11 protein-coding genes, 2 tRNA genes and 2 pseudogenes are annotated in these 13,040 nt (G+C 69.8%); 5 read left to right on the top strand and 10 right to left on the bottom strand.

Annotated elements, in window-relative coordinates; genetic code table 11:
* The 4 genes from AB0G20_RS15720 to AB0G20_RS15705 all read right to left on the bottom strand — a co-directional run bounded on the left by AB0G20_RS15720 (position 1) and on the right by AB0G20_RS15705 (position 2,155).
* Entirely contained in the window at positions 1-504 is a 504-nt protein-coding gene (locus tag AB0G20_RS15720) for a hypothetical protein (RefSeq protein WP_361301752.1), read from the bottom strand.
* A 10-nt stretch (positions 505-514) separates the two neighbouring features.
* On the bottom strand, positions 515-1,087 hold the full coding sequence (locus AB0G20_RS15715) for a MauE/DoxX family redox-associated membrane protein (protein ID WP_361301749.1): 573 nt from the start codon (positions 1,085-1,087) through the stop codon (positions 515-517).
* 81 nt (positions 1,088-1,168) lie between these two features.
* Complete coding sequence (locus AB0G20_RS15710; protein ID WP_361302427.1) at positions 1,169-1,867, bottom strand: CocE/NonD family hydrolase C-terminal non-catalytic domain-containing protein; 699 nt, start codon at positions 1,865-1,867, stop codon at positions 1,169-1,171.
* A gap of 27 nt (positions 1,868-1,894) precedes the next feature.
* On the bottom strand, positions 1,895-2,155 hold the full coding sequence (locus AB0G20_RS15705; protein ID WP_361301746.1) for a hypothetical protein: 261 nt from the start codon (positions 2,153-2,155) through the stop codon (positions 1,895-1,897).
* Between the two features lie 231 nt (positions 2,156-2,386).
* Between AB0G20_RS15705 and AB0G20_RS15700 the strand changes: the two genes are divergently transcribed.
* Positions 2,387-2,779 (top strand): CBS domain-containing protein, encoded by a 393-nt coding sequence (locus tag AB0G20_RS15700; RefSeq protein WP_361302424.1) that lies wholly within the window; start codon positions 2,387-2,389, stop codon positions 2,777-2,779.
* Positions 2,780-2,849: 70 nt separating this feature from the next.
* Here AB0G20_RS15700 and AB0G20_RS15695 read toward each other — a convergent pair whose 3' ends face one another.
* Entirely contained in the window at positions 2,850-4,301 is a 1,452-nt protein-coding gene (locus AB0G20_RS15695; protein ID WP_361301743.1) for a catalase, read from the bottom strand.
* A 145-nt stretch (positions 4,302-4,446) separates the two neighbouring features.
* On the opposite strand from AB0G20_RS15695, the gene AB0G20_RS15690 reads away from it, so the two are divergent.
* The 3 genes and pseudogenes from AB0G20_RS15690 to AB0G20_RS15680 all read left to right on the top strand — a co-directional run.
* Positions 4,447-4,863 (top strand): Fur family transcriptional regulator, encoded by a 417-nt coding sequence (locus AB0G20_RS15690; protein ID WP_352115369.1) that lies wholly within the window; start codon positions 4,447-4,449, stop codon positions 4,861-4,863.
* A gap of 181 nt (positions 4,864-5,044) precedes the next feature.
* Positions 5,045-5,419: pseudogene (locus tag AB0G20_RS15685) on the top strand (ATP-binding cassette domain-containing protein); the annotation flags it as partial.
* A gap of 2 nt (positions 5,420-5,421) precedes the next feature.
* Positions 5,422-5,760: pseudogene (locus AB0G20_RS15680) on the top strand (hypothetical protein); the annotation flags it as partial.
* A 48-nt stretch (positions 5,761-5,808) separates the two neighbouring features.
* Here AB0G20_RS15680 and AB0G20_RS15675 read toward each other — a convergent pair.
* From AB0G20_RS15675 to AB0G20_RS15660, 4 genes are all read right to left on the bottom strand, one after another.
* Positions 5,809-5,882 (bottom strand) — tRNA-Met (locus AB0G20_RS15675).
* 83 nt (positions 5,883-5,965) lie between these two features.
* Entirely contained in the window at positions 5,966-7,789 is a 1,824-nt protein-coding gene (locus AB0G20_RS15670) for a tetratricopeptide repeat protein (RefSeq protein ID WP_361301740.1), read from the bottom strand.
* Between the two features lie 234 nt (positions 7,790-8,023).
* Positions 8,024-8,097: transfer RNA gene (locus AB0G20_RS15665), tRNA-Met, on the bottom strand.
* A gap of 57 nt (positions 8,098-8,154) precedes the next feature.
* Positions 8,155-11,082, bottom strand: coding sequence for a UPF0182 family protein (locus AB0G20_RS15660; RefSeq protein ID WP_361302421.1), 2,928 nt, complete (start codon positions 11,080-11,082; stop codon positions 8,155-8,157).
* A gap of 163 nt (positions 11,083-11,245) precedes the next feature.
* On the opposite strand from AB0G20_RS15660, the gene AB0G20_RS15655 reads away from it, so the two are divergent.
* Positions 11,246-11,788, top strand: a complete 543-nt coding sequence (locus AB0G20_RS15655) for a PPA1309 family protein (protein ID WP_361301737.1) — start codon at positions 11,246-11,248, stop codon at positions 11,786-11,788.
* Between the two features lie 62 nt (positions 11,789-11,850).
* Here AB0G20_RS15655 and AB0G20_RS15650 read toward each other — a convergent pair whose 3' ends face one another.
* On the bottom strand, positions 11,851-12,942 hold the full coding sequence (locus AB0G20_RS15650; RefSeq protein WP_361301734.1) for a PDZ domain-containing protein: 1,092 nt from the start codon (positions 12,940-12,942) through the stop codon (positions 11,851-11,853).
* Positions 12,943-13,040 lie beyond the last annotated feature (98 nt).

The following is a 13,040-nucleotide window of genomic DNA, read 5'->3' as shown; positions in this document are numbered from 1 at the left end:
TCACGCCGCCGGGGCCGGCTCGGGCAGCTCGGCCAGCTCGGTGGACGCCTGCACCACGGAGCCCTCCCCGTCGACCAGGACGAAGGTGGGGAAGGCCTGGATGCCCATGTCGTCGGCCACGGCGTGGGCGTCCTCACCTCGGATCACCGCCGCGTCCGGACCCACCGCGGCGACCAGCTCGTCGGCGCGCGCCCCGTCGCCCGACACCACCGCCAGCGCCCCGTACCGGCGGGCCCGGACGGCGAACTTCGGCGCGTGGTCGTGGCAGGTGTCGCACTGCGCGTCGAAGAAGGCCACGAGGGTGGCGCCGGATGCCCGGGCGGCTTCCGGAAGCCGGTGGCCCACCAGCATGCCCGGGTCGTACGAGGAGAAGCCGGGCCTACCCGCCAGCCGTGCGAGTTCCGCGGTGTGCTCGCGCAGCCGGCGCAGCACCGCGAAGGTGAGGAGCAGGTCGAACAGGCACAGCACACCGACCAGGACGACGGCGGCAATCAGAAAAGGCATGAAGGGGACCTCACTTGTGGACGGCGCGTGGACGGGCGGCGACCGGGGCCGGCCGGCCGGTGCGGAAGAGGGCGGCCAGGTCGTCGAGCCGGGCGACCAGCAGGGCCGCGACGATCGCCGCGACCGCCGCGACCGCGCCGCCGCCGGCGTGAGCCGGCCATCCGGCGGTGGGCAGCGCGGTCATCACCGCGAAGCCGGCCGCGCCCGTTCCGGCCAGGATCAGGTTGCGGACCACGTGCAGCGGTCCCAGCGGAGTGGCCGATGCTCCGAAGCAACGGCACGGGGCGCGGCGTCCGCCGCGCAGTGCCACCACGATGCCCGCGGTGAAGGCGAGCAGCAGGAGCACCGCGGCCGCCAGCCCCAGGGGCGCCGTTCGCGGGGGCACGAGCAGCAGAAGTACCGCGACTTCTCCGGCGATCACCGCGGCGGCCGCCGCCCTCGACACCTTCCGGGGAAAGAGCCGCAGGTCAGTGATCGACCGGGCGAACGAGGCGAAGGCGGTCCTGCTGCGCACCTTTCCGGCGAGCGCCAGCAGAAAGACACCGAACAAGAGAATCCGGCATGCGAAAGCGACGTAGGTCATGCGCGAAGTCCTCGTATGTGGGGCACGGGAGCGGACGGCCCGGACGCGTGCCAGCGCCGCCCGCCCCGCACTCGTGTTCTGTCAGCAGCCGATGTAGCGGACGTTGTCGCACTTTCCGCACGAGGTCCGTCCGCCCACCACGTGACACAGGCGGTAGATCTTGCGCCAGTCGGCGGTGCAGTAGCAGTACTCCCACCAGCTGGTGTCCGCGGACGCGGACGCCTTCGGCACGAAACGCTCGAGCACCCGGTCGGCGACCTTGCTCAATGACGGCATCATGAGTTCCCCTCCTCCTTTCGGCAGACGGTACGCACGCGCCATAGACCGGCCCGTACAGCGGACATACAGCGGCCGCCGGGCCCGCGCCGGTACGGGAGTCCGGGGCGGGGCCCGGGGCCGGCTCCTCAGCTTCCGGCCGGGGGCGCCACCGGGGAGCGTCACGCTGCTGAGCCCGGTCCTTACGGTCATCCGCGTGCCGGGGGGGTGGCGCAGCGTGTAGTCGTGGTCGGTGGAGATCAGCACCACGCCGAGCCGGTGCCCCTTCTCGACGACGTAGTCCTGGGGCTGCATGGCCCAGCGCAGCCGGTACTCGCGGCCTTCGACGACCGGCGACGGCCGGGCGGCCGAGTCGCGGTTGCGGACGTCGAGCCAGCCCCGCGTCACGATCTTGAAATCGGTGGTCTCGGTGCGGCACTTCGTCCGGTACGCGCAGCCGGTGTCGCCGGGGACGCCCTCGCCGTAGCAGACGAGCCGCGAGGTGTCCTGGACAGTGCCGGCGATGGCCCGGGTGGCGGTCTTCGGCTGCCTTCAGTGCCCTGGTGAGCCGTCTATCTCCTGACGCAGGATCGAGGTGGTGCGCTTCTCGGCCGCCAGCAGCGTACGCAGATGCTCGACGTCTTCCGGGGAGTCGTCGCTGTGGTCAGCGGGCCGGTGGCTGCTGCCGGTCTGGGGAGTCGTCGTGCTGTAGGCCAGGCTGCGGCCGAGCAGCTGACGGAGGTCATCAGGTAGGCGATGGCAGCCCCAACGAGCGCCGGCAGCGCCAACCAGCCGGTGACGGACAGCGGCCACGAGAAGTGGGGATACGGGGCGTTCTTGGGGCCGTACTCGCTGACAGGACATCGATCAACACTGCACCTCACCCGAGAGATCGTTCAATACCAGCGCTACTGAGCCCCCCGTTGTTACCGAGCGCCCCCTTGTTGACCCTCCCTTTACCTGCCACTCTGAGAGTCCCCCCACTTGTGAATTTGTGAAATTCTGAACGAACGGTGGGGAGACTCCCAGGAGGTGGCTGCATCCATGCTCGTCCGTGACGCCATGAGCACTGTCGTCCTCACCATCGGCCCGACCCACACGCTGCGCCAGGCCGCCGCGCTGATGTCCGCGCGCAAGGTAGGGGCGGCCGTGGTCCACGACCCCGACGCCGGCGGCATCGGCATCCTCACCGAACGCGACATCCTCAACTCCGTCGGCCTGGGCCAGGACCCGGACACGGAACGCGCCCACGCCCACACCACCACCGACGTCGTGTTCGCCGCTCCGGCCTGGACCCTGGAGGAGGCGGCGGGCGCCATGGCGCACGGCGGCTTCCGGCACCTCATCGTGCTGGACGGCGGCGAACCCGCCGGCATCGTCTCGGTCCGCGACATCATCCGCTGCTGGGCACCGGCACGTCAGCAGGTTCCGGCGTGACCACGCGGACGGGCCGGGCCCCGAGAGGGACCCGGCCCGTCCGCCACCGCAAGCGGTCCAGCGCTGGAGTTCAGCCGCGCAGGGCCTGGACCGCGACCTCCAGCCGCTTGCCGTAGTCTCCGTCGGCCCGACGGAAGTTGTCGATCGCCCGCTCGACGATGTCGTCGCGCGAGACCTTGGCGATGAAGCCCGCCAGATTGGCGATCAGGCGCTCCTTCTCGTCCTCGCTCATCAGGCGGTAGAGGTTGCCCGCCTGCACGAAGTCGTCGTCCTCGGCGTGAACCGGGGCCGGGTGGCTGCCCGTCGCACCGCTCACGGCCGTGGCGGACCACAGCGGACGGTCCGTCTGGAACGGGCCGCCGAAGCTGTTCGGCTCGTAGTTCTTCGCTCCCTGGTGACGGCCGTCGTACAGGTACCCGTCACGGGAGTTGGTGCGCGCCACGGTGGCGTGCGGGCGGTTCACCGGCAGGTGGTCGGCGTTGATGCCGACGCGGTAGCGGTGGGCGTCGCCGTAGGCGAAGAGGCGGCCCTGGAGCATCTTGTCCGGGGACGGGCCGATGCCCGGCACGAAGTGGGCGGGGCTGAAGATCGACTGCTCGACCTCGGCGAAGACGTTCTCCGGGTTGCGGTTGAGCTCCAGCTTGCCGATCTCCACGACCGGGTAGTCCGCGTGCGGCCAGACCTTGGTCAGGTCGAACGGGTTGAAGCGGTACGTCGCCGCCTCGTCCACCGGCATGATCTGCACGCCGACGGTCCAGGTCGGGTACTCGCCGCGCTCGATGGCCTGGCGCAGGTCGCGCTGGTGGGAGTCGGGGTCCTCACCGGCGAGCCGGGCGGCGGCCTCCGCGGTCAGGTTCTTGATGCCCTGGTCCGTCTTGAAGTGGTACTTCACCCAAAAGGCCTCGCCGGCCTCGTTGCTCCACTGGAAGGTGTGCGAGCCGAAGCCGTCCATGTGACGGTACGAGGCGGGGATGCCGCGGTCGCCGAACAGCCAGGTCACCTGGTGCGTGGACTCGGGCGACAGGCTCCAGAAGTCCCAGACGTTGTCCGCCTCCGTCGAGCCGGTGTACGGGTCGCGCTTCTGGGTGTGGATGAAGTCCGGGAACTTGATGGCGTCCTTGATGAAGAAGACCGGGGTGTTGTTGCCGACGAGGTCGTAGTTGCCCTCCTCGGTGTAGAACTTCAGCGCGAAGCCGCGCGGGTCGCGGACCGCGTCCGCCGCGCCCAGGTTGCCGGCCACCGTCGAGAAGCGCAGGAAGACCTCGGTCTGCTTGCCGACCTCGGAGAGGAACGCGGCGCGTGTGTACGGGGTGACGTCGGCGGTCACCGTGAAGGTGCCGTACGCCCCCGCGCCGCGGGCGTGCACGACACGCTCCGGGATGCGCTCACGGTTGAAGTGGGCGAGCTTCTCCAGCAGGAGCTGGTCCTGGACGAGCACCGGGCCGCCGACGCCCGCGGTCTCGCTGTTCTGGTTGTCGGCGACCGGTGCCCCGGCCTCCGTCGTGAGCGGTCCCTGCGTCACGTGCGCCTCCTGCGTCATTCCTGACCAAACCTGTCCCATGGCCAGAGTCGTTCCCGATCCTACAATAGACAATGTCTAAAGCAAGCAAGACTCTAAACTCACACCTGTTCGGGACCTGGTCCCCTTTGCTGTTAGGCTGATGGCTATGAGTGACCTTCTGGAACGCCTGCGCGGACGCGGATGGCGGATGACCGCGCAGCGGCGCGTCGTGGCCGAGGTCCTCGACGGCGAACACGTCCATCTGACGGCCGACGAGGTCCACGCCCGGGCCGTCGCCAAGCTGCCCGAGATCTCCCGGGCGACCGTCTACAACACGCTGGGCGAGCTCGTGACCCTCGGCGAGGTGCTCGAGGTCTCCACCGACCAGCGCGCCAAGCGGTACGACCCGAACGCCCACCAGCCACACCACCACCTGGTCTGCGCCCGGTGCGGCGCGATCCGGGACGTCCACCCGATCGGCAACCCGCTGGCGGACCTCCCCGACACCGAGCGCTTCGGCTTCACGGTCTCGGACGTCGAGGTGACCTACCGCGGCGTCTGCCCGAACTGCGCGGCCGCCTAGCCCTCCCGCACGGAACGCACGAAAGCCCCGGCACCCATGGGTGCCGGGGCTTTGCGCTGCCCGCACCCTTCCGTATCTGACGGGTCGTCATATGGTCGGCGGCACCCACCAGTCCGTTCCGCACTCCGCGAGGAGACCGAAGTGGGAGAGCCCTGTACCGAACTCACCGCCCGCCCACGACCTGACACGCACCTTCGGCCGGGGCCCCCGCGCGGTTGACGCCCTCGGCCCCCTCGGCCTGACCGTCGCCCCCGGCGAGTTCGTCTGCCTCGTGGGCCCGTCGGGCTGCGGCAAGTCGACGCTGCTGCGCATCGCCGCGGGCCTGCTCCGCCCCAGCACCGGCACCCTGGAGATCCGCACCTCCAGTAGGCGCCCGGCCGCCATGATCTTCCGGGACTACGGGATCTACGACTGGAAGACCGTCCAGGCCAACGTCCGCTTCGGCCTCGACGTCCAGCGCGTCCCGCGCCTGGAGGCGAACGCCCGCGCCGCCGAGTGGCTGTCCCGCACGGGCCTCGCCGACTTCGCGCACGCCTACCCGGCGCCCCTCTCGGGCGCATCGACTCCGCGTGGCTGCTGGACCCGGTCTGGCGCCGGGTCGACGGCGAGCCGGGCTAGGCCTTCCCGGGTGGCCAACCCCCCGGCGAGCCCCTGGGCGGCATGCTCTACGGCCCCAGCCTGCTGGACGACGACGTGGACGCGGGGGTGGCCCTGCTGCGGGCGTACATCCGCACCGTGAACACGTACTTCGCGGCCGACTACAAGCAGGATGAGAGGTATGTCACGTATCTGGCGAACCTTCGAGGGCGCCGCGATCCTGCGCTCCGCGACTCGCTCCCCGAGTCCAGCACGGTGAACCGCTCGCTGTACGAGGAAGCGGTGGGTCACGGCCGATAGAAACACCGAGGGCCGGAACCCTTTCGGATTCCGGCCCTCGGCCTTCAGTAGCGGGGACAGGATTTGAACCTGCGACCTCTGGGTTATGAGCCCAGCGAGCTACCGAGCTGCTCCACCCCGCGTCGGTGAATGCAACGTTACGTCAACGCAGAGGACGGATGCAAATCCATTACCCGGGCTGCGCTCCGGTCCCCCCGACAACGCCTCACGCGGACAGTTCCTGCCGCAGCGCATCCCTCAGCCGCTCCGCCCTCTCCGCGACGGACGCCGGCCCCAGCGACACGGCCCGGTCGGCCCACCGCTGCCCTTCCGCCAGCTCACCCCGACGCGCGTAGACGAGGGCCAGCCGCAACGCCGCCCGCCCGTGCCCGGCGTCGGCAGCCCGGGTCCACCAGACCGCCGCCTCGGGCTCGCTCCCCTCCCGGGCCAGCAGCAGCCCGAGGTTGAACGCGCCGTTGCGGGACCCGGCCTCGGCCGCCTCCCGGTACCACCGAGCCGCCTCGACGACATCGCCCCGGGCCGCCGCCAGCATGCCGACCCGCACCTGCGCCCGCCGATGCCCCTGGGACGCCGCCCGCTCGTACCACTCCTCGCACTCGCTCCGCCGGTGCACCGGCTCCCCGAGCTCGTGCGCGGGCTCCGGTGGCCGCCGCGCGTCGAGCACGGTCGCCAGCCGGTACGCGGCCTCGGCGCTCCCGCCGCCGGCCGCACACCGCAGATGCCGCTCGGCCTCCTGCTCGTCGCCGTCCCGCAGCCTCGCCATACCGACCTGGAGCGCCGCCTCGGTGTGCCCGGCGGCGGCGGCACGCTCGTACCAGCGCAGCGCGGCCTGCTCCTCACCCCGCCCGGCATGCAGGATGCCGAGGTTGAAGGCGGCGTCGACGCTCCCGGCCTCCGCGGCCTTGGAGAACCACGGCTCCGCGCCCGACTCGTCGCCGCCCCGCAGCAGCAGGATCGCCAGCGCGTTCGCGGCCTCCCGGTGTCCGGCGTAGGCCGCACGCCGGTACCACTGCTCGGCCTGCGGGGTGCGCCCCTGCTCGGCGCAGAGCAGGCCGAGGTTGTACGCGCCGTTCACGTCGCCCGCGTCCATCGCGGCCCGGTACCACCGCTCGGCGGTCTGCGTCTCGCCCCGTTCGGCGTGCAGTGCGCCCAGCGCGTTCGCCGCGTTGCCGTCGCCGTCCTGGGCGGCCCGCAGCCACCACACGGCGGCGTTCTCGGTGTCGCCCGCGTCGCGCAGCAGGAAGCCGAGCGCGCAGGCGGCCCGCGCCTCGCCGTCCTTGGCGGACGTCAGGTACCAGCGCCCGGCCTCCTTGAGCTCGCCGCGCCGCTCCAGGATCGTCCCGAGGTGCAGCGCGGCCCGCCGGTGGCCGCGCGCGGCGGCCTGCCGGTACCACTGCTCGGCCTCCTCGGGCGCCTGGACACCGTTGTCACCGTCGGCTTCCTGCGCCGCCTTGCGGTCCAGCGCCCGCGCCAGCCGATATGCCGCCTCCCGGTGGCCGCGCTCGGCCGCGACCCGCATCCACTGCTCGGCCCCGGGGTCCGCGCGGTGCTCCAGCAGGTCGGCGAGCGCGTATGCGCCCAGGGTGTGGCCCTGTTCGGCGGACTGGCGCAGCCAGTACTCGGCGGCCGGTTCGTCGCCGCGCTCGCGGTGGTGCCGGCCGAGGGCGTGCGCGGCCGCCGTGGAGCCAGCGACGGCGGCGATCCGCCACCATCCGGCGGCCTCGTCGGCGTACCCCCGCTGGTGCAGGAGGACCCCCAGGTTGTTGGCGGCCGCCCGGTCGCCCGCGGCGGTGGCGGCACGCAGATGAGGCTCGGCGCCGTCGAGATCGCCACGGCGCAGCAGCATGGCCCCGAGGACACTCATCGCCTCGACGTCGCCGGCCTCGGCGGCGAGCCGCTGACGCAGCTCCTCGGCCGCCTCGTCGGCGATCTCCCCGGTCTCGTCCGGGGTCTCGGTGTCCTCCCGGCTGGAAGGCTGCACAAAACGCCCTGTCTCGAACAGAGTTGCCTTGTCCCCCATAACGTCCATCGTCGCACCACCTGCAACCTGGGTACACCTGGTATACCGCAGCCAGTGAGGTCACTTCAGCGTTTTGTCGACATGCCCACAGAGAGACAAGTCAAACACAGGTTGCCCAACTCCCCCCGGCGGCGCGGCCACAGCCTGCGCCAGCACATGCGTTCACACATCACGAAGGCCCGGATTCCTGTGTGGAATCCGGGCCTTCGGTGTCGCTCTGTCGCTCGGACATTGCGACTTCAGTAGCGGGGACAGGATTTGAACCTGCGACCTCTGGGTTATGAGCCCAGCGAGCTACCGAGCTGCTCCACCCCGCGCCGTTGTGTTCACAACCGTATCACGGCGCGGGGTGAGCATTTGACCAGGCCAGGGCCCTAGCTGCTCGGCTTCGGGCTCGGGCTGCCGCTGGGCTTGCTCTCGCCGCCCCCGGCACCGCCCGCCCGGCTCGCCTCGGCCTGCGCGTCCTCGGCCCGCTGCAGGGCGTCCTCGAGGTCCTTCTGCGCCCGGCCGTAGGCCTCCCAGTCGTTCTTCTTCAGGGCCTCCTGGCCCGCGTCGAACGCCTTCTGGGCGTCCTCCAGGGCCTGTTGGACCGTCGGGTTGTCGGACGTCGGCGGTGGTGTCGTATCGCCCTCGTCCGGTGGTGGCTGGGTGACCGGGCCGTCCGCTCCGAAGATCTTGTTGAGGGCCTCGTCGAGGGTGTTCTCGAAGGCGGTCTGGCCTCCGTAGGTGACCAGCACCTTGCGCAGCAGCGGGTACTTCAGCCCACCACCGCGTACGTAGACCGGCTCCACGTACAGCAGTCCTCCGTCGAGCGGCACCGTCAGCAGGTTGCCGTACTCGACCTCGGAGTCGCCGCCTCTCAGGAGCCTGATGGACTCGGCGATCTCCTCTTGCGAGTTGAACTGGCTCTGGACCTGCTTGGGTCCGTTGACCGTGGTGTTGGTCGGCAGTTTCAGGATTCTGATCTTGCCGTAGTCACCGGTGCCCGCTTCGGCGTCGACCGCCATGAACGCACTGAGGTTGTCCCGGCCGTTGGGCGTGAAGGTCGTCGTCAGTGAGAACGCCTGTGCCTTCTGGTCGGGCATCTTCATGCTCAGGTAGTACGGCGGAACCGCGCTGCCCGACCGGTTCGTCGGGTCGTCCGGCACCTGCCACACCTCGCTGCCGCTGAGGAACGTCGTGGCGTCCTTCACGTGGTAGCGGGTGAGCAGCTCCCGCTGAACCTTGAACAGGTCCTGCGGGTAACGCAGGTGGTCCATCAGGTCCTTGGAGATGTCGCTCTTGGGCTCCACCGTGTCCGGGAAGGCCTTCATCCAGGTCTTCAGGACCGGGTCCTTGGTGTCCCACTGGTAGAGCTTGACCTCGCCGGTGTACGCGTCGACGGTCGCCTTCACCGAGTTGCGGATGTAGTTGACCTGGTTCTGCTGGGCCACCACCGCGCGGTTGTCGTTGGTGGCGGTCAGCGAGTCGGCCGTCGTGTCACCGAGGGTGGTACGCGAGGAGTACGGGTATCCGTTCGTCGTCGTGTACGCGTCGACGATCCACTGGATCCGGTGGTTCACCACCGCGGGGTAGGCGTCGCCGTCGATGGTCAGCCAGGGGGCGACCGCCTCGACGCGCTCCTTGGGCGTGCGGTTGTACAGGATCCGCGAACCGTCGCCGATGGCACCGGAGTACATCATCTGCGGCTCGCCGAACGCCACCGCGTACGCGGCCCGGTTGACGGGGTTGGAGAGGTTGACCCCGCTGTCGCCCTTGTAGCTGGTGGTCTTCTCGCCGTTGTCGTCGGAGTAGTCGATCTCCTTCTGGGGACCGCCGACGATCGAGTACGTGGTGGTCTTCTCGCCGTAGTAGACCCGCTGCTCGTACGTGCCGAGGTCACCCTTGGACGGGAGGTCGGACTCCGTGAAGTCCGGCCGGCCCTGGGCGTCGGCGCTGGTGCCCTCGGCGGCGACCACTCCGTATCCGTGGGTGTAACGGAAGTGGTTGTTGATCCAGTTCTTCTTCGGGATGCCGGCGAGGTTCAGCTCACGCAGGCCGATGACCGTGTCCTGGTCCTTGCCGTCCTTGGCGTAGCGGTCGACGTCCAGGTTGGTCGGGAACGCGTAGTAGTTCCTGATCTGCTGGAGCTGCTGGAACGTCGGCGAGACGATGTTCGGGTCCATGATCCGGATGCTCGCCGTGGAGGGAACATCGTCGCGCAGCGTGGTCTTGTCCTCGGTCTTGCTGGTGCCCGAGTAGTCGGTGACCTTGGTGCCGTCGATGCCGTAGGCCTTGCGCGTGGCTTCGAGGTTCTTCTCGACGTACGGCGCTTCCTTGGCCTGCTCGTTCGGCTGGACCTGGAACTTCTGCACGATCGCCGGGTAGAGGCCGCCGATGAGGATCGCGGAGAGCACCATCAGGCCGAAGCCGATCACGGGCAGCTGCCAGGTGCGCCGCCACAGGGTGGCGAAGAACAGCAGCGCGCAGATGACGGCGATGCAGAACAGGATCGTCTTGGCCGGCAGGTAGGCGTTGGCGTCGACGTACCTCAGGCCCGTCCAGTTGTCGGTCGCCCTGAAGTCGCTGGACTTCACCGCGAGTCCGTACCGGTCGAGCCAGTACGCGACCGCCTTCAGGGCCACGAAGACACCGATGAGCACCGACAGGTGCCCGGTGGCCGCCGCCGTGGCGCGGGCGCCGGGGCTGGTGACGCGCAGCCCGCCGTACAGGTAGTGCGTGAGTGCCGCGGCGATCACGGACAGGATCGCGGCGGCGAAGCCGAAGCCGAGCAGGAACCGGTACCACGGCAGGTCGAAGGCGTAGAAGGAGACGTCCAGCTTGAACTGGGGGTCCTTCTGCCCGAAGGACACGCCGTTGACCCACATCAGCCACGTCCGCCACTGACCGGAGGCGGAGGCGCCGGCGATCAGACCCACCAGGGCGGTGATCCCGAACAGCAGCCACTTCTTGTAGGGCGCGATGCCCATCCGGTAGCGGTCGAGGTTCTGCTGCTCCATCGACATGGCGCTCAGCGGCGGCCGCAGCCGGTGGGCCAGCCAGATGTTGAAGCCGACGGCGAGGGCCATGAGCAGGCCGAAGACGAAGAAGAGCCCGATCTTGGTCCACAGCGTGGTGGTGAAGACCGAGGAGTAGTTCACCGAGCGGTACCAGAGCCAGTCAGTCCAAAAGCCCGCGAACATGGTGAACGCCATGCCGAGAACGGCCAGGACGCCCAGCGTCATGAGCAGGGTCCGGACACGCCGGGACGGGCGGCCCACTCTGATCCGCGGCCCCGAAGGGCCTCCGCCGCGGTCCGGCATCTGGAAAGCCAAGGTGCGCACCTCGAAGTTCGCTGTTGATTCGTCAGGCCCGCGTCTTCACGGACCGTCCGTGGCCCCCGTGATCGTGGGCCCCCACCTATGCAACTTACTCACCGTTTACTCGGTTCCCGATTCCGGCCGGGAACGAGGCAGGATTGTGACCATGTCCAACACTCCCATGGCTGCGAACCCACTCACCCGGGCCGTACTCGAGATCGACGAGTACGTCTCCGGCCTCGGCTGGGACCAGTCAGCCCGCCTTTTCGCCCTCGTCGACACCGCACGGCTGCGGGCCGATCAGCCCTCGCTCGCGGACCGGCTCGGTCTGGGTGACGAGTCGGAGAACTCCGGCCTCACCCCGATCGAGCAGGACGAAGTGCCAACGGGCAAGCCGCTCGACGAGTTCCTCGCCACCATCGCCTGGCCCGACGCGGTGGCCGGCTGCGCCCTCGCCGTGGAGCGCCTGATGCTGCCGCCGTCCGCGGAGGCCCAGGTTCCGAAGGGTCTGAGCGAGGCCGCGCTCACGAAGTGGGTGGCGGACCACCCGGACCGCCAGGAGGTCCGCATGACGGTCGCGGTCCTGCGCGACGGCACGCGTGAGTCGGCCCTGCGGCTGCGCGAGAAGGATTCCCCCACCGAGGTCCTGACCGGTTCCGACCTGGTCCCGGGGCTGGCGGAGGCGCTGGCGGCGACGTTCGAGGAGTAGCCCCGCAGGACCGTGGGTCCGGTCGTCCGGCCGTCCGGCCGTCCGGGCCCTTGGTCCGCGGGCTACTTACCGCACTTCGGCAGATCCGCGGTGTCGCCGCTGCGGATGTCCTTGAGGGCACCGAGGGCGTCCTGGATGGTTCCCACCTTGATCAGGGTGAGGCCGTCGGGGGTGTCCTTGACGGCGGCCGCGCAGTTGTCGGCGGGCGTCAGGAAGTACTGCGCGCCCTTGGCCCGCGCGCCCACGGTCTTCATCTCGATGCCGCCGATCGGCCCGACCTTGCCGGCGTCGTCGATCGTGCCGGTGCCGGCCACGAACGTGCCGCCGGTCAGGCTGCCCGGGGTGAGCTTGTCGTAGATGCCGAGCGCGAACATCAGCCCGGCGCTGGGCCCGCCGACGTCGGCGAGCTTGATGTCGATGGTGAACGGGAACGTGTGGTCGGTCCCCGCGGAGATCCCCACGATGGCCCGCTTCTCACCGGTGTCGTCGGACGTCGTGGTGGTCATGGTGATGTCCTGCGTCCCGGTCGGCGTCCGCTTCTCCTTCTCCGCGGCGGCCTGCTCCTTGGCCGGCACGATCGTGAAGCGGACGTCCTGGCCCGGCTTGTGCCGGGTGACGAGCTTCGCGACGTCGGCCGGCTCCTTCACCGCCGTACCGTCGACGGCCTTGATCACATCCCCCGCGTGCAGCTTGCCCTCGGCCGGGGATCCCTTGACGACCGTCGAGACGATCACCCAGGACTTCACCGGAACGTCCAGCTGCTTCAGGGCGGCGACCTTGGCGCTCTCCTGGGACTGGCTGAACTCCTCGGCGTTCTCCTGGGTGGACTGCTCCTCCGTCTTGCCGTCCGGGTAGAGCGTCTCGTGCGACACGACCTTGTTGTCGTGCGCGAGCCAGCCGTAGACGGCTTCGACCAGGTTCATCCGGTAGTCGGCGCTCGTGACCCGGACCGTGGTCATGTTCAGATGGCCACTGGTCGCGTAGGTCTTCTTCCCCGCGATCTGCAGCACCGGCTCACCGTCGTGATCGCCCAAGGTGTTCACCGTCGGCCCCGGGGACATCTCCGCATAGGGCACGGGGATGAACACTCCCGCGCACAGGAGCGCGATCAGCATCAGGGTGGAGGCGAGCATCGTCGCGGTGCGGCGTGGCATGACTCGACATTACGGGACGGTCCTGTCAGCGCACCGTCAGGGCCGCCCGTCCGGGGCGACCCTGCGCCCTACAACCCTTGTGACCTGCTGTTTCTTCG

The organism is Streptomyces sp. NPDC024017 (assembly GCF_040638895.1).
GTDB lineage: Bacteria > Actinomycetota > Actinomycetes > Streptomycetales > Streptomycetaceae > Streptomyces.
This window is presented reverse-complemented; position numbering and strand designations above follow the sequence as displayed.

Bases quoted from the DNA above. Each gene is read 5' to 3' on its own strand.
- AB0G20_RS15715 (WP_361301749.1), bottom strand. From the start codon at position 1,087: ATGACCTACGTCGCTTTCGCATGCCGGATTCTCTTGTTCGGTGTCTTT.
- AB0G20_RS15670 (WP_361301740.1), bottom strand. From the start codon at position 7,789: ATGGACGTTATGGGGGACAAGGCAACTCTGTTCGAGACAGGGCGTTTT.
- AB0G20_RS15655 (WP_361301737.1), top strand. From the start codon at position 11,246: ATGTCCAACACTCCCATGGCTGCGAACCCACTCACCCGGGCCGTACTC.
- AB0G20_RS15700 (WP_361302424.1), top strand. From the start codon at position 2,387: ATGCTCGTCCGTGACGCCATGAGCACTGTCGTCCTCACCATCGGCCCG.
- AB0G20_RS15650 (WP_361301734.1), bottom strand. From the start codon at position 12,942: ATGCCACGCCGCACCGCGACGATGCTCGCCTCCACCCTGATGCTGATC.
- AB0G20_RS15660 (WP_361302421.1), bottom strand. From the start codon at position 11,082: ATGCCGGACCGCGGCGGAGGCCCTTCGGGGCCGCGGATCAGAGTGGGC.
- AB0G20_RS15690 (WP_352115369.1), top strand. From the start codon at position 4,447: ATGAGTGACCTTCTGGAACGCCTGCGCGGACGCGGATGGCGGATGACC.
- AB0G20_RS15720 (WP_361301752.1), bottom strand. From the start codon at position 504: ATGCCTTTTCTGATTGCCGCCGTCGTCCTGGTCGGTGTGCTGTGCCTG.